Raw genomic sequence first — 24322 nt, forward strand, 5'->3', positions numbered from 1 at the left:
ATTAAAAATTATTATGAATTTAGTTTTTAATTGTTTTACTTTGTGTCAATAACAAAATGTAGAAACGAAATATTTAAAATTTTCATAATATGTGTGGAATTATCGGCGCTTTTGAATTAAAGCAACCTGCAGACGTATTGAGACCCCAAGTTTTGGAGATGTCCAAACGTATTCGCCACCGCGGTCCGGACTGGTCTGGTATTTTTACCGGTGAGAAAGCGTTATTGGCTCACGAGCGGTTGGCCATAGTAGATCCTAAGTCGGGCAGCCAGCCTTTGTACAGTCCTGACGGCAAAGTTGTGTTGGCTGTTAATGGTGAGATTTATAACCACCATGAATTGCGCAATAGCCTTCCCGACTATGAGTTTGCCACACAGAGTGATTCTGAAGTGATATTGGCATTGTACCTGGCCAAGGGGCCATCTTTTGTCGATGAACTGAACGGTATATTTGGTTTTGCGCTCTATGATTCAAGGGATGACTCCTTCTTTGTGGCCCGCGATCATATGGGGATTATTCCGCTTTATTATGGAAAAGATGATCAGGGGCAGTTATTCGTTGCTTCAGAGTTGAAGTCACTGGAAGGTTTTTGCGATAGCATAGCACAATTTCCTCCGGGACATCATCTGTACAGCAAATCAGGTACAGAGCCCAAGCGCTGGTATCAGCGCGACTGGGAAAGCTATGAAGCAGTGAAGGATAATGAAACGGACATTGCTGCATTGCGCAAGGGACTGGAAGATGCGGTACACCGTCAGTTGATGTCAGATGTACCCTACGGTGTCTTGCTTTCCGGGGGACTGGATTCCTCTGTGATTGCCGCGATCACCAAAAAATTTGCATCCAAACGTATTGAGACTGATGATCAGGAAGACGCTTGGTATCCACAGCTGCATTCTTTTGCTGTTGGTCTCAAAGGTGCGCCTGATCTGGTCGCTGCACAGAAAGCCGCAGAGCATATTGGTACTATTCATCATGAAATTAACTTTACGATCCAGGAAGGACTGGATGCCATCCGTGACGTCATCTATCACCTGGAGACTTACGATGTGACGACCGTACGGGCGTCAACTCCGATGTATTTACTGGCCCGCGTCATCAAATCTATGGGGATTAAGATGGTGCTGTCGGGAGAGGGTTCTGACGAACTTTTTGGTGGATATCTGTATTTTCATAAAGCACCCAATGCGCAGGAATTTCATGAGGAAACCGTACGTAAACTGAAAAAATTGTACCTCTATGACTGTTTGCGGGCAAACAAATCGCTGGCAGCTTGGGGAGTAGAAGGTCGGGTTCCTTTTCTGGACAAGGAGTTTATGGATATAGCGATGCGCATCAACCCGTCAGACAAGATGATCCGCGATGGAAGAATGGAAAAATGGGTCGTCCGTAAAGCTTTTGAGGACTATCTCCCCGAGAGCATTGCCTGGCGTCAAAAGGAGCAGTTTTCTGACGGTGTGGGCTATAGTTGGATAGATACTCTTAAAGAACAGGCTGAAAGTAAGGTTTCCGATCAGGAATTTGCAGCTGCGTCTGAGCGGTTTCCGGTCAATACGCCGAAGAACAAGGAGGAATTCCTATATCGAACAATCTTTGAATCCCACTTTCCTTCTGCCGCTGCGGCAGCTACAGTACCTTCGGTGAAATCCGTGGCCTGCAGTACGCCGGAAGCACTGGCTTGGGATGCCTCGTTCCAAAACCTGAACGATCCATCGGGCAGGGCAGTGGCTTCAGTGCACCAGGAGAGTTACGAGAAGTCAAAAGTAGAAGCAGTGTAAACAATCAACCCAACCAACTTTTATTTGCAAAGCCTAAGGAAATCTCCTTAGGCTTTTTTAGTTCTGCTCCTTGCGGCGCACATATCCGCTCCGTGGACTTTCGAGGGAGCAGCTGTGCGGTAGGCAAGATGATGTAGATTATTGAATATTTTTAGTAATTTTCGTGAAAAACCAGACGAAGCCAAGCCTAGGTGTCGTAAAAAGAAAATAGAAATGAAAATACGAACGAAACAACGAAATTTAAAGTTGATCGGAGTTGCTTTGCTACTTTTCAGCAGTCCGATAATAGTTGCACAAAGCAAAGAGGCCGTCGTTGCGGCGATTGTTCAGGAAGCCAATGCGAACTCCCAGCTTGAGAACTATGCTTTTGAGCTGGTCGATATGATCGGTCCGCGGCTGGTGGGAAGTCCACAGATGCAACAGGCGCACGATTGGGTCGTCAGACAATATACAGCTTTGGGTACCCATGCTCGCAATGAAGCTTATGGTGAATGGCGCTCTTGGGAGCGTGGTACTTCTCAGGCTACGATGACTTTTCCGAGACTGAAGTCTTTGGAAGGTACCCAATTGGCTTTTAGTCCGATGACAAAAGAAAAAGGTGTGGAAGCTGAAGTCATCGCGATGCCCATATTCCACTCACAGCCGGATTATCAGGCTTGGCTTCAGACCGTAAAAGGTAAGATCGTGCTTATCGGAATGAATCCGATCTCGGGTAGGTCTGATGCCAACTGGAAGGAGTCCGCGTCGCCCAAAAGTTACGAAAAGTATCAATCCCTGAAAACGCGGCAGCTCAGCGCCTGGGAGCAGAGTATGGCTTACACGGGGAACACGCGACGCACGTTGCCCTTGGCGCTGGAGGCTGCGGGAGCTGTTGGCGTAATCGATTCTTATTGGACTGAACTGCCGGGAATCACCCGGGTTTTTGACGCGAAGTCAAGGCAGATTCCGGTATTTAATATTGCCCTGGAGGATTATGGGTTGCTATACCGTATGGCCGAACGCGGCGTTAAGCCCCGTGTGCTGTTGCAGGGTAAATCGAAAGAGCTAGGTGTCGCAAAAACATATAATAGTATAGCGGAAATCAAAGGTAAGAGTAAACCGGATGAATATGTAGTGCTGTCCGCTCATCTTGACTCATGGGACGGGGCTTCGGGCGCAACCGACAACGCGACCGGTGTAATCACGATGATGGAAGCCGTACGTATCCTGCGAAAAGTATATCCAGATAATAAAAGGACAATTTTGGTGGGCAATTGGGGGAGTGAAGAGCAGGGTTTAAACGGTTCGTCGGCCTTTGTCGAAGATCATCCTGAAATTGTTAAGAATATTCAGGTCGTCTGGAATCAGGATAATGGAACCGGCCGGATTGTGCGTATCGGAGGAAGTGGTTTTGAGAAGGCTTATGAATATATAGGTCGCTGGCTGCAATACCTGCCGGAGGAAATACGTAATGAAATACAGACCTCCTTTCCCGGGATGCCGGGGACGGGTGGGAGTGATCACTCCTCCTTTGTGCAGCGTGGAATCCCGGCTTTTGGACTTTCGTCCACATCCTGGGATTACGGCAAGGTGACCTGGCATACGAATCGAGATACCTATGATAAAATTGTGTTTGATGAAGTTAGGCAAAATGCGGTTATCGTTGCTGTGCTGACTTATCTTGCCTGCGAGGAACCCGAATTAGTATCGCGGGATAAAATGGTGCTGCCTTTGGGTAGCGATGGGAAACCGATGGCTTGGCCCGGCAACCTGAAGGCGAAGCGCACAAGTGGCAACTAACAAACAAGCACGGCTACTTTGAAAGAAGCCGTGCTTGTTTATTTAGTTGCTTATCTATTTTTTGAGGTGCTGATTAAAGTAATCGGCAATTTTTTCGTACATGTGAATACGGTCGCGGCCCATTACATTGTGTTCGTGGGTAGGATATAGGAAATAATCGACCTGCTTGCCTGCCTTAATACACGCCTCAATGAATTCCATGCTGTTTTGCTGCACTACGACAGGATCTTGCGCGCCATGGATAATCAGCAGTCTTCCTTTCAGCTGATCTGCTTTGTTGAGTAGAGAAGTTAATTTGTAGCCTTCAGGATTTTCCTGTGGCGTGTCCATGTAGCGTTCACCGTACATGACTTCATAAAACTTCCAGTCAATGACGGGTCCTCCTGCGACTGCGGCCTTGAAGATATCATTGTGATGCAGCATAAATGAAGTTGTCATAAAGCCGCCAAAACTCCATCCAAAGATACCCATCCGTCCCTGGTCAACGAAGGGTTTGGATTTGAGGAATTCTATACCTTTAAGCTGGTCGGCCATTTCGTTCTGGCCATGCTTGCGGTGCGTGGCCGTGTAAAAATCGCGGCCTCGGTAGTTGGTGCCACGGTTGTCCATGGTAAACACAATATAGCCTTGCTGCGCCATGTACATGTCGAAATAACCGGCGCCACCCAGCCACCTGTTAGATACCAGCTGTGAATGTGAACCGCCGTATAGGTAGTACATCACAGGGTACTTTTTTGCTGGGTCGAAGTCGTTCGGATAAATAATACGGCCTGTCAACGGATATTTTCCATCCGCGGAGGTCAGCTGGACGAATTCAATTCTAGGATTGTGGATTTTGCCGCTGAAAGGGTTCTCTGCCTTGAGTAGCTGCGTTGCCTTACCCGATTTAAGTTCTTTGATCTGTATATTGTTTGGCGTATTTAAATTACTGTACTGGTCATACAGGTATTTTCCATCGCTGCTCACGGAGGCCAGGTGCATCCCCGGTTCGTTGGTTAGTTGTATGGTTTTTCCGGATTTGAGGTCCACTTCAAATAACTGACGGTCAAGTCCATTATTGGTGACACCTATGTAACTTATTTTATTACCGTCGGCAGAGAAATCCAGTAGCGTTTCGAGTACAATGTCCTTGTGTCCAAGTTTTTTAACCAGCTTCCCCTCTGTGTTGTAGAGGTATAACTGATTGTATCCGTCCCGGTCGGACTGATAGAGAAATTGATCTGTTTTGTTGGGTAGGAAGGTCAATGGGGTTTCAGGTTCCACCCATGTTGTTGCGGTTTCTTCAAACAGTGTTTTGATGAGGTCGCCTGTTGCCGCGTCGTATTTGTTGAATTTGAGATCGTTCTGGCCACGGTTGAGTACGCCGACGTAAACATATTTTCCGGAAGGATCCCAGGTGACCGCGGTCAGGTATTGTTCCGAGCGATCGCCGGTCTGCAACGTTACTTTCTGCCCTGTCGTGGTGTTGTAAACTACTAAAGAGACTTCCTCGGATTTTTGCCCGGCCATTGGATATTTAATCCACTTAATCCCGGCGATTTTGGGGGCCCACTGGGGAAGTGGATAATTGGCTACCATGGTTTCATCCTTGCGGTAATAGAGCAGTTTGTCATTTTGGGCACTCCACCACATTCCTTTTTTTATGCCAAATTCCTGACGGTGCGTGTAGTCGCTGCCATTGACAATCCCTTTGTCTGTGTCGTTGGTTACAGTCGTTACTTTCCCGTTTTTATCAACTATAGAGATGTTGTTGTCTATCAGATAAGCTATTTTGGAGAGGTCAGGTGCTACTTCGCGGTTAGCACCCTGGCTGTCATTGCCGATAAAACTTTCAATAGTTTTGGATTTGGTGTTATAGGCGACAGTATATGCTTTGCTTTTACCGTCCACTTGCAGAAGTAAAGTATTGGCATCGCGCCACTTGTAGTCGTAGGGGAATATGCTTAAACGGAATGTTTCGTCCGGAATTGCTGTTTTCAAAGCTGCTTCGAGATCCGACTTGGAGGCTAGACTGTTTTCGTTCCAATTGTCTGCAGCGCCTTTGAAGAGTAGGTTCTGATACGATTTATCAAGATAGGAAAGCTTGTTGGTGCTTGGTATCCAGGATGGGGAAGCTATCGAAGCCGGTGCATAGGTACGGGAACCATATACAGTTTCCTCCAAATTCAGGTTTCGTTGGGCCTGGCTTGTCAGCGCGCTGGCCAACAAGAAGAATAGCGCAATTCTTTTCATCTGTTATTAAATTTTACAGGGCTAAATTAGGGAAATGGCCCTGTAAAACCTAGTACAGAATTGTTGCTTGTCTAACTGAAATTGTTGTGCAGGCTTATAGTTTTCGGATCCAGATGTTTCTAAATTGAACGAGGTCGCCGTGATCCTGAAGGATAATGGGACCTGCGCCATGAGCCACTTGCCTGGGCAGCCCGATGTATTCGGTAGTGCCATCTATCTGTGTGTTGTTCTGTACAACGACACCATTATGCAGAACGGTGACTGTTCCTTTGCTGACGAGCAGGCTGTCCTTATTGAATTGGGGAGCTTTGTAGATAATATCGTAGACATGCCATTTGTCCGGAGCGATGACCTGTGCCAGCGGAGGACGCTGCTTATAAATGCTGCCTGCGCCGCCATTGACATAGGTCGGATTGTTGTCATTGTCCAGTACCTGAATCTCGTAAAGGCCCTGAAGGAAGATGCCACTATTGCCACGGCCCTGGCCTTCACCTTTGATCACCGCTGGGCTTTTCCATTCGATGTGTAACTGGAAATCGGTAAAATGTTCAGTCGTCTCAATGTTTCCGGTGCCCGGCTTTACTTCGAGGACATTGTTGGCCACAGTCCAGTTTGCTTTGCCCTTTTCACTTTTCCATTTGCTAAGATCTTTTCCGTCGAAAAGCACGAGGGCATCGCTCGGTATGCCGTGATCGATCCTTACGGTCGGTGGGACAGGAGTATAATATTCTGTATCGCTGGGCTTCATATTGGTCTGAGCCTGCAGCGATACTGTGGCACATACTAGGACAACTGCTAATGTTGATGGTCGTGAAAAATTCATCTGTTTGGTTTTTGGTATGGTTAAACTTAGAAAAAAATGTTTTTAAATGCAATTATAATTTCAGATGGATGTGAATGACTTTTTCCGTAGTCCAGGTAGTCAGTGCGATGTTTTCAGGTATCAAACAATTTGCTTAGGTTTGTGCATGGCAAGCATTTTACAGACTGTATCACTTAAAGAAGCGCGATTTTTCGCTCCAATCGGTTATTATGAGGAAGAGCAGATTGTCGGCAATGAATTCTACGTGTCCATCGATGTGTGTTTTGCATTTCACGCTGGCGAGACAGACGATTTGGGCAATACCCTCAACTATGAGGAACTCTATCGCATCGCGGCCAAGATCATGGCGCCGAGAAGGAGGTTGCTGGAATCGGCTGCGGCTGAGATACTCGAGGAGATCCGTCAGTCGGTAGGCTATGCTGAAATGATTGAAGTTGTGATCCGGAAGTCAAATCCGCCGTTTGGTGGCGATCTGTCCAGCTCGCAAGTGAGCCTGAGGTATAATCGTTAATCATTTGCCCAGCGTCAGTAAGACGGACCCCATATTATACGAAATAGAAATGAATATTTACGATCTTGTTATAGCGGATAAGGAAAAGATTTCGCTAGAAGATGTCTTTCTCGAAGCTGAAAGCCGGGAGAAGCTTGGACAGCTCATAAAGGAGCATCGCTACGTCCGCGAACTTGCCCGGTATGGACTGCCGGTCAGCAACAAGGTTCTGCTGCACGGGTACTCCGGCTGCGGTAAAACAACGACGGCAAAAGCTCTTGCTACAGCACTGGATAAGCCTATATACGTGCTGAATCTGAGTAATCTGGTTTCCTCGCGGATAGGAGAGACTTCTCAGCATATCAAGCAGGCGTTTGACAAAGCGGGGCGTGAAAAAGCGGTGCTTTTTCTGGACGAATTTGACCAGATCGGCAAAGCGCGCATCAGCGAAGAAAAAGACGTGGGCGAAATGCGGCGTCTCGTGAATACCATTATTCAGCTGATGGATTATTTTCCCGCCGAAGCCGTGCTGGTCGCTGCGACCAATCATCCCGAGATTCTGGATGCCGCTGTTGTCAGACGCTTTCAGTTGCGTTTAGCCTTCGAACTACCCGACGATGCGCAGCTTGATGCCTATTATAATCGTCTATTTGCGCCGTTTCCGCATTACGCCAGTGTGGTGCCAAGAATTTACGGCGTTTCGTTTGCAGAGGCAAAAGACTATAGTTATGATGCGGTCAAGTCGCTGCTTATAGCAGAATTGGAGCAGGTGGGCGAGTGACGGGATGCAACGGATACAATGTCAAATTTTGGAGGACCCTCGAAACAGTTTATTGTCTAAAACGTTATTCATCAAGGGAGGGTTTATGTGCTTCATCATATAATACCGGCCAATATAGACGTTCTTTATAGCGAAACAAAGACAAAATGACAGTTTAAATTATATTTTTGTGTCATTTTGTCTTTGTTTTGTTGCTGGTATGCAAATTGAATACCTCCTAGAAAACAAGTTAGAAAAATAAAAGCTTAACAATATCAAAATTAGGAGGACAAAAAAATGGCATTAATTAAATTCCCAACAAAAAGTTTGAATACTGATGCAGTAAATCCATTTGTAAATACTGTATTTGATAATCTGTTCAATGATAACTTTATTTCGGACCGTTTGGTGTCGCGTGTTCCGGCGGTGAATATTTCCGAAACTGAAAAGTCATTTAAAATCGAGATGGCTGCTCCGGGCTTAGATAAGTCAGATTTCAAAATCAATGTGGATAAGAATCTGATTACGATTTCAGCAGAGAAGAAAGAAGAGCAGACCAGCGAGGAAAAATTGTATAGCAAAAAAGAGTTCAACTATACATCATTTTCAAGATCATTTACTTTACCAGATACAGTAGATTATAGCAATATCGAAGCAGCTTATGAGGGTGGTATTCTGGTGTTGACCCTAGGTAAGAAAGAAGACGCGATTATTGCAAAACGTCTGATCGAAGTAAAATAATATTGTAGCAGCGCGGCTATGTCCCAGCAGTGGCAGCGATCATAAGAAAAATAGTTTTTAGGTTTAGTTTATGTTTTGATCCCTCGGAACTTCTTTAGGTACCGAGGGATTTTTTTTATCCCAACTCTTCGTATTCGGGTGCCCGCGGTACTTTCGCCAAGTAGGGCTCCATTTCCTCCGGCAACTTTGTCAATTTGCGCTGTTTTAGGTCGAGCCAGGCGCCGTCGACATGCACCGTACAGCACAATGTGCCGTCCTGACGATAAACCTTGTGGGTAAAGGAAAAACGGCTATTTGATTTATTGTACTTCGTCATTTCGACTTTGACTTTTACATATTCGTCGAGATGTACTTCTTTGGAGTAGATCAGCTCTTCCCGGAATAAAATAGGCCCAATCTGATAAGCAGCAAAATTATCGAGTGAAAATCCCATTTTATGGAGCATGTTGCTGCGCGCCTGTGCGCAGATATCGGCATATGCGGAATGGCGCATGTGCCGATTGGCATCAATCTGTGCCCAGATGACCTGTCCTTCGTAAAATATATTTTCCATATTAACTTGATTTGCCTCCTTTTTAGGAACAATTTACATAATTTTAAGCGAAGCTGTAACACTTTGTTTGTTTGCGATACTTATTGCCAGTAACATCGTATAAAGAAAATTTGCTAAGTGAACCAACCGGAAATAGAATTTCTTAGATTGATTGATGAAAATAAAGGAATAATCGTCAAGGTGACCCGTATGTATATGGATGATCACGAAGGGCGGCAGGACCTTTATCAGGAAATTGTTTATCAATTGTGGAAGTCATTCGGGACATTCAGGCAGCAGAGTAAATTTTCAACATGGATGTACCGCGTGGCGTTAAATACCGCGATGGTCTTTCTGAAGAAAGAAAAGAAACATCAGCAACATGATCCGCTCGAAGAACGACACGACTATGCGGAGGAGGCGTACAACACCGATAAAGATGAGCAGCTACGGCTGTTCTATCAGGCAGTGCATGAACTTAATGCTGTGGAGAAAGCCCTGATCTTCCTATTTCTCGAAGGACAGAGCCATCGTGAGATTGCAGCCCATTTAGGGATTTCGGAAGTGAACGCCCGGGTAAAATTAAATCGTACAAAAGAACGGATTCAACAGATCATTAAAAAATACAGCTATGAATTTTGATGAATTAAAAAAATCTTGGCAAGAACAGTCTACAGAAGAGGACCTGCATAATCCCAATCTTCAGCAATATAAGGAAGTCGGTAATATCATGGCCAAACTGCGAAGGAATATTAAGCGGGAATTTATTTCCTGGCTGCTATGTGTGATTTTCCTGATTGCGGTGCCGATGTTGCCATTTTACAAGATCCAGGGCTATGCTGCCTTTGCTTATTATTTTTTTATCGTACAGATATGTTTATCGAGTCTGCTGTACTACCGCCGGTTTTATTACCTAATCAAAAGTGCCGGGCAGATCGAACTGCTGGCGTCCAGGGAACATTTGCTCAAGTTATACTATGATTTAAAGTACGCGGTTGAAACCTATCGCATAGTAGCTTATGTGATGATTCCGCAGGCATTGTTTTTATATCTGATCATGATTGGACGGAACAAAGCAATAGAGTGGTTTGAAAAATTGTATCACTTTAAGGAAACCTACCAGCAGGATCCTGATTTTATTTTATGGATGATTCTTTCGGCCATTGCGTCTATTGCTATCATTGCCGTGATTACCGAGCTGATGATCCGCTATTACTACGGCGATTATGTTAAACAGATTAAAGAGAATCTGGATCAGATGGAATCCGATTAGTCTATCTTCTCGATAAGAGGCAGCTAACCCCGGAATTTTTACTTTCTGCCTACTATGATGCGAAAAAGGTAAGGTTTTTGTTTCGTATCTTGTTTGGAGAAAATCCGTGTCCACTATGTATAATCCGACCAAGAAACTACAGCGCAGTTCCCAGATCTTAAGTATATTGGCCAAGTATGGCTTTAAGGATGCAATTGCCAGATTGCCCTGGAAAGGACCGCGGGCAAGTATTGAACGTAATATTGATGTCGACAACATCAGTGTTTATGCGCGTATTCGCATGGCTTTGGAAGAGCTGGGGCCTGCATTTGTTAAACTGGGACAGTCTGCTTCAACGCGCGAAGGACTATTGCCCAAGGATCTTGTGGAGGAGCTCAAACGTCTTGAAGACCATGTGCCTGCCTTTGATGTAGATATCAGGTCTTATCTGGCGGAAGAGCTTGATCTGGACGTTGAATCAACTTTCCGGGACATTGAGTCCAAACCTTTCGCCGCAGCATCTATAGCGCAGGTATACAGGGCTACCTTGGTCGATGGCAGTAAGGTCGTACTGAAGGTGCGCCGGCCTGGGATAGATGAGGTGATGCGCTGCGACCTTGCCCTGATGCGCGATATTGCCAAGATATTGACAATGTATAATGAGGTGTTGGAAAATCTAAATCTGTCGCTTATTGTCGAGTCATTCGCGATGACCTTGCAGGAGGAAATGTCGCTGGTCATTGAGCGTCATAATATTGAACGTTTCAGCAAAAATTTTAAGGGTAACAAACTGGTCAAGGTGCCGCGGGTATATGCCGATCTGTCTTCGGACCGTGTGCTGTGTATGGAATTTCTTGATGGGTTTAAAGTGACCGACTTGGAGGAAATCAAACGTCGCGGCATGGATGTGCAGACTCTGGTCAAGAATGGTATTGACCTGTATCTGGAGCAGGTTATTATCCATGGTTTCTTTCATGGTGATCCGCATCCGGGCAATATGATGGTCATGCCTGATGGACGTATTGCCTTTCTGGATTTCGGAAATATGGGTAAACTGCTGGGCATAGACCGCCGGCAGCTGGAAGAATTTATACAGTCTGCAATCTCCGAAGATGCTGTACGGCTGGCTGACGTGATCGAAGATGTCGCTGTGGTCAGCCATATACCCGACCGGAGCCAGTTTGAGCGCGCTTTGTATGAAATATTCGATTTGATTGACAATGTTTCCTTGGGTGATCTCAGCCTCGATATTTTATTCAACAAGCTGTGGAAGGTCATTGGCGATAACCGTCTGTATTTTCCCGAGTATATTTATCAGTTAATGCGCGGTATTTCCCTGATGGAGGGTATCGGCCGGCAACTGTATCCGGATCTCAATATCATGGAGAGCATCAGACCTTTCGCGCGGCGGATTATGAGGGAACGGCTCTCGCCTGAAGCCATGTTCAAAAAAGGAAAACATAAGGTGGAATCTTTTGCCCGTGATGTCGAAAAACTTCCGGAAGATATGCGGGCTTTGGTTCGATTGTTCCGGACCGGAAATTTCACGTTAAACCACCGGCTGATCAGCGCCCGTTCCTTTAATGCCATTTTTCGTAAAGGTGTTAACCGGATCGTAATTGGTATTATGTTTATGTCCCTTAATCTCTTGGGAGGGATGGTTATTGTTGCCCGGATTGAGCCCAAATGGTGGGGAATTCCGGTGTTTGCCTGGATATGTTTGGGATCAGCCTGGGTTTTTGCCGTGTATCTGTTTGTCGCCATGATCCGGGCCAAGGATCATGATTAATGAAAAGATGCAGGGCTGCAGGTGAGCATATTGCTCCAATTTGCGTATGCGTAGAGCAGCGATGTCGCCAGGAAGGTCGCATTATTTGGAACGTAAATGTAGGACAATTATAATATGGAAATTAATCTTATCGGAAAAAAGGCGCTGATTGGCGCCAGCTCAACGGGCATCGGGGCAGGGATTGCCCGTGTGTTGGCTTCCTGCGGAGCTTCTGTCACGCTGGCCTCACGCAATGAAGAGAAATTACAACGTACCTGTGAAAGCCTTGACGCTTCAAAGGGACAGCGACATCAGTATATTATTGTCGATTATAACGATCACGAAGCTTATAAGGCACAGGTAGATCGTTATTTTGAGGGGAATAAGGTCGATATCCTGGTCAATAATTCCAACGGTCCTAAAGCAGGAAAAATTGATGAGAAGAATCTCGCCGATTACCAGCATGCTTTCGAACTGCTGTTCCAGAATCATTGCTATACGACCTCATGCGCATTGCCTTATATGCTTGCCAGCGGTTACGGTCGTATTATCAATGTGTCGTCTTCGACTGTCAAAGAACCGGTATCTAATCTGGTCTTATCCAACACAGTGCGGACAGCACTGATGAGCTGGAGCAAGTCGCTGTCGGCTGATGTCGCTAAAGATGGCGTTACGGTGAATAGTATCCTCACTGGCCTGTTTGATACGGAAAGAATTCAGTCGTTGACGAATCTTGATGCGCAGCGCCTGGGCATATCCTACGGGGAAGCCTTGCAGCAACGGCTCCAACAGGTGCCTGCCGGACGTTTGGGCAAACCCGAAGAGTATGGTTATCTGGTAGCCTTCATCTGTTCGGAGTATGCGAATTATCTGACGGGGACCAATATCCCGCTGGATGGCGGCATGTTAAAAGGTTTTTAATAAAAAACGGCTCTTCCATTGTTGAGGAAGAGCCGTCCCAGTTTGTGTGATTTAGAATTCGTTGACTAGTTTAACACCAATTCCGTATTGACGACGATGTCTACGTCTGAAGCAACGGCTTCTGCACCTGATGGTAACTTGTCATTATATTTTATTCCGAAGTCCTGGCGGTTAATTTTTGTCCTGGCGGTAAACCCAGCACGTGTTTTTCCCCAGGGGTCGGTAATGATACCGCCATTTTGGGTCACGTCGAAGGTCACGCGCTTAGTCACGTCGCGGATGGTCAGATCAGCGACCATAATATATTGGCCTTTCAGTTTGGCACTTTTGAATGTAACGGACTTCAATGTCATTTTGGGGAATTTATCCGCAGCAAAAAAATCATCCGTTTTTAAATGGTTGTCACGTGCTTCAATACGGGTATTGATGCTGTTGACATCAATGGAAAAGTTAACTTTTGCATTGTTGAAGCTTGTTCCGGTAGCTGTTTCTACGCTTCCTTCAACTTTGGTGAACTCGCCGTCAACAAAGCTTATTCCCAAGTGTTTCACATCAAAGCGGGCATTGGTATGTGCAGGGTCTGCAGACCATTTTACTTGCGCCACAGCGACATTAACCATTAATACCGACAGGGCTAAAAATTGGAAAAATCTATTCATGTTGTTTTCTATTTATTTATCAAACCGTTAATTGTTCAAAATGTTTGTTTGAACAAGCTTTTGCAAAGGTGAGATAAACGGAGCGGGAAAACATTGATGTAGGTCAAGAATTTCGGTTGGGCTTTAATATCTGTCTTTTTAAGCGGCTTAGGAATTCTTGCGTGACGCCGAGATAAGAAGCCAACTGCATATTGGATATACGCGGGTAGATCTTAGGATAGCGTTGGATAAAGTCCAGATAGCGCTCCTGTGCCGTAAAACCGATGCTGGAAATGATTCGGTGCTGAGCAGCGACTTGTGCGCGCTGGGCCATAATCCGGGAAAGCTTTTCGAAGATCGGGTGGTCCTCATAAAGCTTGTCTTTATCCTGTTTAGAAAGGGTGAGCACGACTGAGTCTTCCAGGGCCTGAATATTCTGCAATGCCGGCTCCTGATAATTGAAGCTGGCGATATCCCCGATCCACCAATCTTCGATGGCAAATTGTAGGATATGCTCTATACCGTCGGCAGTGACGTAGAATGATTTAAAGAGGCCGTTGACAACATAGGCTTCATGATGGCAGATTTCGCCTGCGCGTAGAAAGTATTCCTTTTTCTTGAACGTTCTGACCTGATAACGGGAAATGATATCATTGAGCTCTTCTTCGTTAACTTTGATGCGCTGTTTTACAAATTCTTTGAATTGTTCCATAGATAGCGTAAAATACGAAATTTTGTTATGTGAAAGAAGAGTAAGCTTATTTTGACCAAAAGAACATCGTGGCATCACGAAAAATTTTGTTCAACGGACGGGGATAGTCTGCTACGGAGGCAACCGTATGGTTCGGATGTAGGATGGACAAACATTTTGGTGTAATATTTGACCGGAATGAAGAGAATTAAACTGAGTTTCATCAATAATTGGTATCTTTTGTTGAAAATTGATCGATTCACCAGCTTTTCAAAGCTATCTAATAGTAAACATTCGCATGAAATTTGTAGCACCGAATACACTTGAAAATGAAAAGGTCACCTTGAGATTGATTGGCCCCAAGGACTTTGACCGGCTTTATCAAGTTGCCCAAGACCCATTGATATGGGAGCAGCATCCCAATAAAGACCGCTGGAAGAAGGAGGTATTCCGTACTTTTTTTGAATCGGCTCTGGACAGCAAGGCTGCTTATCTCATATTGGACAAGGCGACGGGAGAATGTATTGGGAGCACGCGGTATTACGGGTTGAATGAGACCGAAAGATCCATCTTTGTCGGCTTCACGTTTTATGCCCGTGCTTATTGGGGAAGCGGAATCAACCCCCTGGTTAAAGAAATGATGTTTGATTTTGCTTTCAACTTTGTGGATACGATTTTGCTACATGTGGGTGCTGAAAATTATCGCTCGCAAAAGGCTGTGGAACGCCTCGGTGCCCACAGGGTCGCTGAGCGGATTGTGGCTTATGCCAACGAACCTGAACGGCGAAACGTTGAATATGCACTGCAGAAAAACACCTGGCTGCGGCGCAGACGGAATACAGATTAACCTTTCACTCCACTAAGTATGCTCCCGATAATTACTGCCAGTACAATCAGCGTGATGATGATATAGAGCCGGTCCTTTTCGATGACAAAGCCGAACAGTGATCCGATAACCCGGACGATAGGTGTGCAGATCAATAGGAGCACACCGAGTTGGATCAACTGTGGAACACTTCCCGCAAATGCTCCGGTAAGGATACCTGTGATCGTTGTGTTGGCATTGCTCTCGCCGATAAAATCCTTATAATCCGGCACCTGTTCCTGACCATGTACAATCAGATATAAAACGCCGCTGATGACCAATAGGGATGAGGCTAGGATAACGCCTGTCCGTAAGATCTGTCCAACCAGCAATGAGATATCTTTGTCGCCCCAATAATGTTTTGAAAATACCTGTTTCATCTCTTTGTTTTATTTTTTTATGGTCATGAGTTTGTGAATACCTCTCTTTTTCCGGATTCGCGGTCTGTTCGGCTGACCGTATCGTATTGCATAAGTGGCACACTTCTGTGTGGTTAGAACTTTTGTTGAAATCCGTTGAAAATCATTTCCAGAGCAACCAGGGTGATGGCAATGGCAAAAATAATCCGTAGTGTTTTGGGATTCATTCGCTTCAGCAGCTTCGAACCGGTAATAGCTCCGCAGAGTACCCCGAGTATGACGGGAAAGGCAATGCCCGGGTCCATATATCCCCTTTGAAGATACACGACAGCGGATGCGGCAGCGGTGACTCCGATCATAAAGTTGCTCGTTGTCGTACTGACTTTGAACGGAATTTTCATCATACTGTCCATCGCAAGTACCTTAAGCGATCCCGAGCCTATACCCAACAGGCCGGAAAGAATACCCGCCACACCCATGAGTGAAAATCCGCCGACCACGTTTGTCAATTTGTAAGGAACCAGTTTACCACCGGCAGGATAGGTGCTGTTGAGTTTTAATTTTTCGGCTAAGGCCGAACCACCTGAAAGGGCGTGTTCATTTTTCTTGCGAACAGTCATAGCTGCCGAAAATATCAATACCACACCGAAAATAATAGCGATGGTATTGGTCGGCATATAGATAGCGATAATAGCGCCAATCACGGCGCCCACTGTGGTTGCAATCTCCAGAAACATCCCCAGACGAATATTGGTGATCCCCTCTTTGACGTAGGCTGTAGCGGCACCCGACGATGTGGCTATGGATGCCAGTAAGGCGGCTCCTATTGCGTAGCGGATATCCACGTGGAAGAGAAGTGTCAGCAGCGGAATGACAACGACTCCTCCACCAAGGCCCGTCAGTGATCCCAAAAGTCCTGCGATAAAAGCACCTAAAAGGAGGATGAGTGTGAAGGTGAGAATAGTCATATCTGTTTGTTTGTTGATCCAGGAGCAATGATAGCCCGTGGAAGAAATTTGCTGTAAACTTACAGGCTTTTTGTTGTTTTCTGAAACTTTCAACAGGAATAGATACAAATGTTACATGCTGAATGCAGTTTGCGCGCCCTAAAGGTGCATCCTGCTATGTTTCGGGGACTTGCTTGAGAAACTGAGTACGCTGTAACATAAGATTTACACGAAGAAATATGAAACAAAAAGAAATGTAAGTAGATTCAAATCGAAATTATAACTAAACATTATGGAAAGCAGAAGAGAGTTTCTAAGAAAGACTTTGCTATTTTCAGGAGCCGCAGGTATCGCTAGTTTCATGCCCGCCTCCATCCAGAAAGCCTTTGCTATAAATCCGGAACCGGGGAGTAGTTTTCTGGATGCCGAGCATATCGTTATCCTGATGCAGGAGAATCGGTCTTTTGATCATACATTGGGTAGCCTGGCAGGGGTACGTGGTTTTAATGATCCGCGTTCGGTACGGTTGCCGAATGGTCTGCCAGTATGGTATCAGACCGACAGGGAGGGGAGGGTATTTGCCCCTTTCCGCTTGAATCTTAAAGAAAGTAAAGTGACTTGGATGGGGTCTCTTCCGCACAGCCGCGCGAGTCAGGTAGATGCCTTTAATCAGGGGCGATATGATCAGTGGCTGCCAGCCAAGCAGTCGGGAAATAAACAATATGCTGCGATGCCGCTTACTTTGGGTTATTTCACCAGGGAGGATCTGCCTTTCCACTATGCTCTCGCAGATGCTTTTACGGTATGTGACCAGAATTTTTGTTCGGGCATGACCAGCACGACCCCCAACCGTTCGTTTTTCTGGACGGGCAAGATCACCGAGATGAAAGATGGGCTGCAGAAAGTCAATATCCGGAATGATGATTACAGCTATGGAAAAATGACTTGGGAGACCTTTCCGGAACTGCTTGAAAAGAACAGTATCAGCTGGCGTTTTTATCAGAACGAAACGAGTTGCGGGGGTGGTCTGACGGGCGAAGAGCGGGCATGGTTGTCGAATTTTGGCTGCAACCTGCTTGAGTTTTTCCAAGCTTATCAGGTGAAATTCAAGGATACCTATATCAGTAACCTCGAGGCACAGGTGCGTGATCTGCCCGGACAAATCGCTGCCCTGGAGGAACGTTCGCCCGAATCGGAGTCGCAGGCAGAAAAAATCCGTGCGGATATCCGGAAGAAAAGTGAGGTGCTCGGCCGAGCGGAAGCAGAGCTGAAATCGTATAATGCTGCAAATTACAAAAAGCTGAGCGACTTCACTAAATCGCTAAATCAGCGGGCCTTTACGGTCAATAAGGGAGATAATAATTATCGTAAACTGGATACACTCGGATTTGGCGAAAAGGGTAAAAAGCGGACGCTGGAAGTACCTAAAGGAGATGTGCTCTATCAGTTTAGAAAGGATGTTGACAACGGTACACTGCCCGCAGTATCCTGGCTGGCCGGCCCTAAGAATTTTTCAGATCATCCCAGTGCTCCATGGTACGGTGCCTGGTATGTTTCGGAGGTGCTGGATATCCTCACAAAAAATCCAGAAGTATGGAAGAAAACAATCTTTATTATCACCTACGACGAGAATGATGGTTATTATGATCATGTGAAGCCTTTTGTGGTTCCTGACCTCAAAAAGGCAGACACGGGTGCCTGTTCAGCGGGGATTGATACGGAGGTCGAGATGGTACGTCTGACCAACGAACTCCAACAGGGAATTCCGAAGAAACAGGCTCGCGAGGCGGCGATTGGACTCGGGTTTCGCGTGCCAATGTATATTGTCTCGCCCTGGTCAAGGGGTGGCAAGGTGTGTTCACAGCTCTTTGACCACACTTCGACATTGCAGTTTCTCGAATCTTTTTTTAGCAACAAGTACAAAAAAGACCTCCGTCTGGAAAACATCAGTAGCTGGCGAAGGACGATCTGTGGCGATTTGACTGCTGCATTCACTCCATTTACCGAGAAGGAAGAAAACCTTCCTTTCTTAAACCGGAATTCTTATATCGAAACCATTTACAATGCACAATTTAAGGGCAACCCCGCAGGTTTTGTTGAAATCGATGATCTCAATAAGGTAAAAAAAGAAGTATGGACGGCAAAATTCAACCGTGTGCAGGAATCCGGCATCCGTAAATCACCGACGTTGCCCTATGCGCACGATGCGGAGGCTTATGTAAGCAATGGAAAATTTAAGCTAATGATGCAGGTAGATACAGCAATCTTCGGCAAACGGACCAGCGGAGTGCCCTTTAATGTTTATAGCCCAAAAACGTACCGTGACAGCGAGGGGAGGACAGAGCGCTATCGGAACTGGAATTTCGCAGTCAGTGCAGGAGATCAGTTGCTTTACCAGTGGGATCTCAGCAGGTTTGAAGGTTCAGATTATGCTTTTGAGCTACATGGCCCAAATGGTTTTTACCGACGCTTTACAGGTCAAAAAAATGCGCCTGCTGTCTCAGCAGCCATCTCGCCGGAACTGAAGCCGCTGACTAAGACACCGACAGGCAAGTTGCGGCTTGTTGTTAGAAATCGGGAAAGCCAGCCGGTGAAAGTTGAAATTAAAAGCTTAAATTACCAAAACTATAAATCTATAATGGACATTGGGGCAGGCAAGGAGATTGTGCTGTCTTTGGACATTGCCACACAGGGCAACTGGTATGATCTGTTGGTCATGGGACAGGGGAGTGCCAACTTTGCCATACAGCTGGCAGGCAGACTCGAAACAGGTGTAGAGACTACAACAGATCCCCTGCTCGCTTGATGCTGTATCAGGAGGGCTTCCGCTTACGGGGCGGACGTGACCATTTGGGCTTTTCGCCTTGTGCCTTAAAATGAGCATCGGCCGCTGCTACTGTTTTGGGCTGGCTTCGTTTTTCAAAAGCTTGCTGCGGGATCAACCCCAGTTCGCGAAACATTTGCATGTCTTCGCTGACATCGGGATTAGGCGTAGTCAGCAATTTGTCACCAGTAAATATGGAGTTGGCACCGGCAAAGAAACACAGGGCTTGTCCTTCGCGGCTCATGCCTGTACGTCCGGCAGATAAGCGTACCTGCGTTTGTGGTAATAAAATACGCGCCGTGGCGACCATGCGTACCATTTCCCAGATGGAAACCGTTTGTTGACTCTCCATTGGTGTACCTGCTACCGGAACCAGGGCATTGATCGGTACCGACTCGGGCTGAGGGACCAGCGAAGCGAGGGTGAGCAGCATATCGGCGCGTTGGGCAACACTTTCACCCATGCCGATAATGCCCCCACTGCAGATCGTGATATTGGTTTTCCGGACATTCTCGATTGTCTGCAGCCGGTCTGCATAACTTCTGGTCGTAATGATTTCCCCATAGTATTCGGCAGAAGAGTCCAAATTATGATTGTACGCGTAAAGGCCAGCTTCTGAAAGTCTTTGTGCCTGATTTTCGGTGAGCATACCTAAGGTGCAGCATACTTCCATGTCCATTTGGTTGAGTGTGCGTACCATCTCCAGTACCTGGTCAAATTCGGGGCCGTCCTTGACGTTGCGCCAGGCGGCGCCCATACAGATACGTGAGCTGCCGTTGGCCTTAGCCGCCAATGCCTGAGCTTTGACCTGCTCCACGCTCATGAGGGCTTGAGCTTTCACGTCGGTGTGGTAACGTGCTGCCTGTGGACAATAAGCGCAGTCTTCCGGGCAACCTCCGGTTTTTATTGAAATCAATGTGGATACTTGTATTTTATTGGGATTATGATAAGTTCGATGGACTCCCGCAGCTTCATAGAGCAATTCCATGATCGGTTTGTTGTATAGTGCGACAACCTCCTTCTGTGTCCATTTTTTTGCTTCGCTCATATTCTTGTCATTAAATTATATGCAGGCCCTTGCTTCGGAGCCAGACCTAATTTGTGTGTCAGAATTGCAAAGATTGGCGTTTAAATATTAACTTTGGTAGTCCGAAATAAAGAAAATGAGTAGTCCGGTTCATGCCCATTTCCAGACGATCGTCAAGATCGACCGTCGCAAGGAAGATCCCGTTTATTTGCAGATTGTATACCAGTTTATCAACGCCGTAAAGCGCCATCTGCTGGAAGATGGAGACCTGTTGCCCGGGAGCAGGAAGATAGCGTCTGATCTGCAGGTGCATCGTAAGACCGTTGTTGCGGCGATAAATGAACTGCACGAGCAGGGTTGGGTTAAGGTGCTGCCCAACATTGGTACTTTTGTGCAGAACCCCGAACAGACAGCTTCCCAAGGGGTGAAAGATGCATTCCGTCAGCCTCCGGAACGGGCTCCCTTCCATTTTCGGAAAGAACTGATTTTGGATACGCCACATCTGGAGGTTCCTGAAAACTATTATTTTACCGACGGAACCCCTGATTACCGTATCATTGAAGCCGATGAGCTGGTCCGTTTCTATGCATCGATGATAAAAAGGAAACGGAAAACCGACCAGCTGCCGGAGACAGCTGAAGGAAATCTGTTTTTCAGGGATCAGCTGAGTTATTACCTCAACCTGACCCGAGGATTTCATATTTCCAGAAACTTTCTGCTGCCGATCGTCAGCAGGGAGCAGATCTTCTCGATTTTGACACGTCTGTTGATCCGTATGGGGGATATTGTCATCATAGAGGACCTGAGCTATTTTTTGCCCAACATGATCTTTAGCCAGGCCGGTGCCAGACTAAAAACAGTTCCTGTAGATGCAGAGGGGATGGACATCGACTATATTGCTGCGCATTTCAGTCCTGGAGAGATCAGGTGCGTATATGTCAATACAAAGTGTCAGTATCCGACGACAGCTGCTCTTTCGGAGAAAAGGAAAGTACAGTTACTGCAGCTCGCCGAACACTACCAGTTTATTGTAATCGAGGATGATGCTGACTTTGAAACGGCACCTATAAGGGGGAAGGCAGAATCGTTGTTCAGGAAAAACGGAGGTGCAAGGGTACTGTATATCGGCTCTTTCGGACACTTTTTTGCTCCGGGCTTCCAGATGAACTTTCTGATCGCCCCGAAAGACTTTTTGGAAGAAGGAAAAAAGTATCTGAATATTTTTGGTAAACCCAATTTCATGCTGGAAAAAACTCTGGGAGAAATTATTCATCAGGGAGATATCTTCCGTTATCAGCGGAAATTCCAGAAGATCGTCGCCGAACGGAAAGAACGTTTTGCCCAGTTGCTGCATGCGTATTTTAAGCAGGAGCTTACGTTTGAGCCACCTGTATCGGGGCTGGCCTTCTGGATCCGCTTTAACCGCTCCTTTTCACTGATGCGTCTGCAACAGCAAGCTAAAAAAAGAGGCCTTTTGCTCCCCGGCGTCTGTCTCTATCAAAATAAGACAGTCACCGCCCTCAGGCTGGGATTTGCGCATTTGGATGAACAAGATATGCCAGAGGCCGTCCGCTTATTGTATGAGGCTTATGTGCATGTCATAATGGAGAGCCCTATCTAAGGGGTACTAAAGGATTTGTATTTTGACGAAAAGGAAAAACCCGGCTAAGAATAGACCGGGCTTAGAGATTATATAAGGGGAATAATACTTGCTGAATTAAAAGAAGACCTAGTCTTCCTCGATGACGATGTCATCACCATCCAGATCAAAACCTTCACCAAGAAAGGTATGCTCTAGTTCGAATAATTCTGAATCTTTAATCATATTCATTCTCTTTTTTTGATATTCAAATTTATTCCACTTATTTAAGCTTATCATCAAGATAATATGAACTTTGTGTTAAAGTCTGCTTTAAATTTTTTTGAGGGTGATATCCAGCTTCTGCGCCTGTATGATGCGGCTGAAAAACTCTTTTAGATCGAAATATTCTTCAGGCAGAAACAGTGGTTTATTGAATTGTGTCGCCGATTCAATCAGCAGTGTGTCAGGTGCTGTATCACTGACTTTAAAAATATAGCGGGCAGCACGTTCTGGTAACGCCATGCTGATGTTTTTCAGCCTTGTCTCAGGAGCGTAAACATAGCCTTTGGGCAGCTTTATTTCCATATAGTTTTCTTCATGAATCAAAGAGCCAAAATCGATAGGATAGTTTCTTTCTGTCAGATTGAAGGGATTTTTTGTGGTTTTGCTGTCAATATACGGGTTGAAAGCGAGTTGTCCATTTTGTAAGGAGGCAAAGTGCTCAATTTCTATCTCAAACTCCTCCGATAATGGTTTTTCCAGTGAGTCACGGTTGAATACTTTGAAGCTATTGATTTTTATACGGCTATTCTCTTCGTCCAATTTTTCGTAAAATTCTTCTTCCGAGTTACTGCCCTGTAGCCGCTCTCGCATTTTTGAGGCAAGGTAGCCGCCCCTAGAGGTTACCCATTTTCCTTTCAAGGTGCCGTTTTCCAAAAGTTCGCCATAGAAAAAGCTGCTTTGGGAGGCGGGGAGCCTAGATTCTAACTTTACCCAATCCGACTCGCCGGTTAATGGAATACTGCGCCCTTGATAGTTGACGCATTTCAAAGGGAGATTGCCGAAAGGTTCGTAAGGAGAGGTGGGATCAAGCAAATAGTAATCATCGCCGATCTTGACCTGCGCAATAACATGGTTAAACTCCGAAATGGCTGGCGAGTACAATCCGGCGTAGCCATTATCGCGGGTAGATAAAATGATAGGAATGGCTTCCAATTGGGCGTAACGCAATGCGTTGACCAATCCAAGGTTGATATCTGCACTGTTGCCGGATCTCTTTTCCAGGGCTTCCTTAATATTTTTTGCATAGATGGAATGGCGGTTGTTCCATTTAATCTGCTTCTGAAAGTAGGCATACAGACGGGTGGCCTTTGCGAGGTCAGTTGTAGTTCCCTGCAGTACAGGGTCAATAAATTGCTTTAACGATGTCTTTTTTTTGACCTGACCGCCGAAATTTTCGTCGGCCATCAGCTTTTCTCTTACATTCTCCCAAGTGAGGGAGAAGTCCTTGGTCACGCCGAATGGTACACTGTAACGGCCGAGCTCGAAAAAAATGATGGATCTAAAATTCTTGGACGAGGTCATATAATCTTCGGATTGAAAGGCAGGGATATTTTCCATGATGTAGGTTGTCTTCTGGCCCAAAATCTCTCCCACATCAGTGTGCAGTTCTGTATTATAATTTTCACTCTTTCTATCCCTTATGGGCAAACTGCCTTTTAGGTTAGCTTTATATTGGCAGATTTCGGGTATGCGGGTTGTATACTCACTATAGATTTTGGGAAGCTCTTCCTGAAACTCCCAAGCATTGAGATTAAAAATAAACGGTGACTCTGTCCGATATCGGTATTCAATAATCGTTCCCTCCTGAACCCTTGGAATAGCAACTTTTGTCACCGAAAGATTCTCAGAGGAATTTTCGTTGAAAACATTCGCTTTAGTTATCTCAGTCTCGATTACTTTATCTCCATCGAGGTGAAAAGAAGATGCCTTGATATCGACAAGAACTTCGCGCTCATTACCGCTTTTATAAAGCGGAACGCTGAAGTTTGCATATTCATAGCCTTCTTTTTTTAGTATCTTGATCCGAACATGTTTGGCGAATTCGACAAACAATCCCTTTTGATTGTTATAACTGACCTGGCTAGAGCCATATTCACGGATGACAAAAGCATTGGCTGCGGTATCCAGTGCGCTAATGTCGATAGCGAAATCCTCCTTTTTTACCTTGCCAAACGAAAAATCCTGAGCGTTGAGCCAAAGACTGCTAAGAACGAGCAGGCTGCTGAAAAAAGCTTTCATAAATAGTCACTA

Annotated in this window: 21 protein-coding genes; 12 read left to right on the forward strand and 9 right to left on the reverse strand. The window is 45.8% G+C overall.

Going from position 1 to position 24322, the window contains the following annotated elements; all coding sequences use genetic code 11:
• Positions 1–89 precede the first annotated feature (89 nt).
• On the forward strand, positions 90–1778 hold the full coding sequence (asnB, locus tag K7A41_RS16405; RefSeq protein WP_265714552.1) for an asparagine synthase B: 1689 nt from the start codon (positions 90–92) through the stop codon (positions 1776–1778).
• A 213-nt stretch (positions 1779–1991) separates the two neighbouring features.
• A complete protein-coding gene (locus K7A41_RS16410; protein WP_265714553.1) occupies positions 1992–3557 on the forward strand; it encodes a M20/M25/M40 family metallo-hydrolase in 1566 nt (521 codons plus the stop codon).
• 54 nt (positions 3558–3611) lie between these two features.
• Here the strand turns inward: K7A41_RS16410 and K7A41_RS16415 are convergent, their stop codons facing one another.
• Together K7A41_RS16415 and K7A41_RS16420 are read right to left on the reverse strand one after the other, a co-directional pair.
• On the reverse strand, positions 3612–5789 hold the full coding sequence (locus K7A41_RS16415; RefSeq protein ID WP_265714554.1) for a S9 family peptidase: 2178 nt from the start codon (positions 5787–5789) through the stop codon (positions 3612–3614).
• Positions 5790–5883: 94 nt separating this feature from the next.
• The gene (locus tag K7A41_RS16420) at positions 5884–6612 is read right to left on the reverse strand and encodes a 3-keto-disaccharide hydrolase (protein WP_265714555.1); all 729 of its coding nucleotides are present in this window, start codon (positions 6610–6612) and stop codon (positions 5884–5886) included.
• Between the two features lie 145 nt (positions 6613–6757).
• On the opposite strand from K7A41_RS16420, the gene folB reads away from it, so the two are divergent.
• The 3 genes from folB to K7A41_RS16435 all read left to right on the forward strand — a co-directional run bounded on the left by folB (position 6758) and on the right by K7A41_RS16435 (position 8603).
• On the forward strand, positions 6758–7123 hold the full coding sequence (folB, locus tag K7A41_RS16425) for a dihydroneopterin aldolase (RefSeq protein WP_028070469.1): 366 nt from the start codon (positions 6758–6760) through the stop codon (positions 7121–7123).
• Positions 7124–7172: 49 nt separating this feature from the next.
• On the forward strand, positions 7173–7883 hold the full coding sequence (locus K7A41_RS16430; protein ID WP_265714556.1) for an AAA family ATPase: 711 nt from the start codon (positions 7173–7175) through the stop codon (positions 7881–7883).
• Between the two features lie 276 nt (positions 7884–8159).
• Positions 8160–8603 (forward strand): Hsp20/alpha crystallin family protein, encoded by a 444-nt coding sequence (locus K7A41_RS16435; RefSeq protein ID WP_028070467.1) that lies wholly within the window; start codon positions 8160–8162, stop codon positions 8601–8603.
• A gap of 115 nt (positions 8604–8718) precedes the next feature.
• Here K7A41_RS16435 and K7A41_RS16440 read toward each other — a convergent pair whose 3' ends face one another.
• On the reverse strand, positions 8719–9156 hold the full coding sequence (locus tag K7A41_RS16440; protein ID WP_028070466.1) for an acyl-CoA thioesterase: 438 nt from the start codon (positions 9154–9156) through the stop codon (positions 8719–8721).
• 117 nt (positions 9157–9273) lie between these two features.
• Between K7A41_RS16440 and K7A41_RS16445 the strand changes: the two genes are divergently transcribed.
• The 4 genes from K7A41_RS16445 (at position 9274) to K7A41_RS16460 (ending at position 13076) form a co-directional block, all read left to right on the forward strand.
• Positions 9274–9777 carry an RNA polymerase sigma factor gene (locus K7A41_RS16445; RefSeq protein ID WP_028070465.1) on the forward strand — a complete coding sequence of 168 codons (504 nt, stop codon included), beginning with the start codon at positions 9274–9276 and terminating at the stop codon, positions 9775–9777.
• Positions 9767–10408 (forward strand): hypothetical protein, encoded by a 642-nt coding sequence (locus tag K7A41_RS16450; RefSeq protein WP_265714557.1) that lies wholly within the window; start codon positions 9767–9769, stop codon positions 10406–10408. The genes K7A41_RS16445 and K7A41_RS16450 overlap by 11 nt, the downstream gene beginning before the upstream one ends.
• Before the next feature lie 115 nt (positions 10409–10523).
• Positions 10524–12176 (forward strand): ABC1 kinase family protein, encoded by a 1653-nt coding sequence (locus K7A41_RS16455; protein ID WP_265714558.1) that lies wholly within the window; start codon positions 10524–10526, stop codon positions 12174–12176.
• A gap of 114 nt (positions 12177–12290) precedes the next feature.
• Positions 12291–13076, forward strand: coding sequence for an SDR family oxidoreductase (locus K7A41_RS16460; RefSeq protein ID WP_028070463.1), 786 nt, complete (start codon positions 12291–12293; stop codon positions 13074–13076).
• 65 nt (positions 13077–13141) lie between these two features.
• Here K7A41_RS16460 and K7A41_RS16465 read toward each other — a convergent pair whose 3' ends face one another.
• Complete coding sequence (locus K7A41_RS16465) at positions 13142–13735, reverse strand: YceI family protein (protein WP_265714559.1); 594 nt, start codon at positions 13733–13735, stop codon at positions 13142–13144.
• A gap of 103 nt (positions 13736–13838) precedes the next feature.
• Positions 13839–14426, reverse strand: a complete 588-nt coding sequence (locus K7A41_RS16470) for a Crp/Fnr family transcriptional regulator (protein WP_265714560.1) — start codon at positions 14424–14426, stop codon at positions 13839–13841.
• A 277-nt stretch (positions 14427–14703) separates the two neighbouring features.
• On the opposite strand from K7A41_RS16470, the gene K7A41_RS16475 reads away from it, so the two are divergent.
• On the forward strand, positions 14704–15252 hold the full coding sequence (locus tag K7A41_RS16475) for a GNAT family N-acetyltransferase (RefSeq protein ID WP_028070460.1): 549 nt from the start codon (positions 14704–14706) through the stop codon (positions 15250–15252).
• Here K7A41_RS16475 and K7A41_RS16480 read toward each other — a convergent pair.
• Both K7A41_RS16480 and K7A41_RS16485 read right to left on the reverse strand, forming a co-directional pair.
• Positions 15249–15650 (reverse strand): DUF1634 domain-containing protein, encoded by a 402-nt coding sequence (locus K7A41_RS16480; RefSeq protein WP_028070459.1) that lies wholly within the window; start codon positions 15648–15650, stop codon positions 15249–15251. The genes K7A41_RS16475 and K7A41_RS16480 overlap by 4 nt on opposite strands.
• A 113-nt stretch (positions 15651–15763) precedes the next feature.
• Positions 15764–16597: a sulfite exporter TauE/SafE family protein gene (locus K7A41_RS16485; RefSeq protein WP_028070458.1), complete on the reverse strand. Its 834-nt coding sequence runs from the start codon at positions 16595–16597 to the stop codon at positions 15764–15766.
• Positions 16598–16868: 271 nt separating this feature from the next.
• On the opposite strand from K7A41_RS16485, the gene K7A41_RS16490 reads away from it, so the two are divergent.
• Positions 16869–19382 (forward strand): phosphocholine-specific phospholipase C, encoded by a 2514-nt coding sequence (locus K7A41_RS16490; RefSeq protein WP_265714561.1) that lies wholly within the window; start codon positions 16869–16871, stop codon positions 19380–19382.
• Between the two features lie 7 nt (positions 19383–19389).
• Here K7A41_RS16490 and bioB read toward each other — a convergent pair whose 3' ends face one another.
• A complete protein-coding gene (bioB, locus tag K7A41_RS16495; protein ID WP_265714562.1) occupies positions 19390–20448 on the reverse strand; it encodes a biotin synthase BioB in 1059 nt (352 codons plus the stop codon).
• 115 nt (positions 20449–20563) lie between these two features.
• On the opposite strand from bioB, the gene K7A41_RS16500 reads away from it, so the two are divergent.
• The gene (locus K7A41_RS16500; RefSeq protein WP_265714563.1) at positions 20564–22048 is read left to right on the forward strand and encodes a PLP-dependent aminotransferase family protein; all 1485 of its coding nucleotides are present in this window, start codon (positions 20564–20566) and stop codon (positions 22046–22048) included.
• Between the two features lie 291 nt (positions 22049–22339).
• On the opposite strand, the gene K7A41_RS16505 is transcribed toward K7A41_RS16500, so the two are convergent.
• Positions 22340–24310, reverse strand: a complete 1971-nt coding sequence (locus K7A41_RS16505) for a transglutaminase domain-containing protein (protein WP_265714564.1) — start codon at positions 24308–24310, stop codon at positions 22340–22342.
• Between the last annotated feature and the right edge of the window lie 12 nt (positions 24311–24322).

Origin of the sequence: Sphingobacterium sp. InxBP1, from assembly GCF_026191775.1 — a bacterium.
Lineage (GTDB): Bacteria > Bacteroidota > Bacteroidia > Sphingobacteriales > Sphingobacteriaceae > Sphingobacterium > Sphingobacterium thalpophilum.

Excerpts from the sequence above, each read along its gene's own strand:
- K7A41_RS16485 (WP_028070458.1), bottom strand. The coding sequence starts at position 16,597 with ATGACTATTCTCACCTTCACACTCATCCTCCTTTTAGGTGCTTTTATC.
- K7A41_RS16450 (WP_265714557.1), top strand. The coding sequence starts at position 9,767 with ATGAATTTTGATGAATTAAAAAAATCTTGGCAAGAACAGTCTACAGAA.
- K7A41_RS16460 (WP_028070463.1), top strand. The coding sequence starts at position 12,291 with ATGGAAATTAATCTTATCGGAAAAAAGGCGCTGATTGGCGCCAGCTCA.
- K7A41_RS16410 (WP_265714553.1), top strand. The coding sequence starts at position 1,992 with ATGAAAATACGAACGAAACAACGAAATTTAAAGTTGATCGGAGTTGCT.
- folB (WP_028070469.1), top strand. The coding sequence starts at position 6,758 with ATGGCAAGCATTTTACAGACTGTATCACTTAAAGAAGCGCGATTTTTC.
- K7A41_RS16480 (WP_028070459.1), bottom strand. The coding sequence starts at position 15,650 with ATGAAACAGGTATTTTCAAAACATTATTGGGGCGACAAAGATATCTCA.
- K7A41_RS16415 (WP_265714554.1), bottom strand. The coding sequence starts at position 5,789 with ATGAAAAGAATTGCGCTATTCTTCTTGTTGGCCAGCGCGCTGACAAGC.
- asnB (WP_265714552.1), top strand. The coding sequence starts at position 90 with ATGTGTGGAATTATCGGCGCTTTTGAATTAAAGCAACCTGCAGACGTA.
- K7A41_RS16435 (WP_028070467.1), top strand. The coding sequence starts at position 8,160 with ATGGCATTAATTAAATTCCCAACAAAAAGTTTGAATACTGATGCAGTA.
- K7A41_RS16500 (WP_265714563.1), top strand. The coding sequence starts at position 20,564 with ATGAGTAGTCCGGTTCATGCCCATTTCCAGACGATCGTCAAGATCGAC.
- K7A41_RS16430 (WP_265714556.1), top strand. The coding sequence starts at position 7,173 with ATGAATATTTACGATCTTGTTATAGCGGATAAGGAAAAGATTTCGCTA.
- K7A41_RS16475 (WP_028070460.1), top strand. The coding sequence starts at position 14,704 with ATGAAATTTGTAGCACCGAATACACTTGAAAATGAAAAGGTCACCTTG.
- K7A41_RS16505 (WP_265714564.1), bottom strand. The coding sequence starts at position 24,310 with ATGAAAGCTTTTTTCAGCAGCCTGCTCGTTCTTAGCAGTCTTTGGCTC.
- K7A41_RS16465 (WP_265714559.1), bottom strand. The coding sequence starts at position 13,735 with ATGAATAGATTTTTCCAATTTTTAGCCCTGTCGGTATTAATGGTTAAT.
- K7A41_RS16455 (WP_265714558.1), top strand. The coding sequence starts at position 10,524 with ATGTATAATCCGACCAAGAAACTACAGCGCAGTTCCCAGATCTTAAGT.
- K7A41_RS16440 (WP_028070466.1), bottom strand. The coding sequence starts at position 9,156 with ATGGAAAATATATTTTACGAAGGACAGGTCATCTGGGCACAGATTGAT.
- bioB (WP_265714562.1), bottom strand. The coding sequence starts at position 20,448 with ATGAGCGAAGCAAAAAAATGGACACAGAAGGAGGTTGTCGCACTATAC.
- K7A41_RS16490 (WP_265714561.1), top strand. The coding sequence starts at position 16,869 with ATGGAAAGCAGAAGAGAGTTTCTAAGAAAGACTTTGCTATTTTCAGGA.
- K7A41_RS16420 (WP_265714555.1), bottom strand. The coding sequence starts at position 6,612 with ATGAATTTTTCACGACCATCAACATTAGCAGTTGTCCTAGTATGTGCC.
- K7A41_RS16470 (WP_265714560.1), bottom strand. The coding sequence starts at position 14,426 with ATGGAACAATTCAAAGAATTTGTAAAACAGCGCATCAAAGTTAACGAA.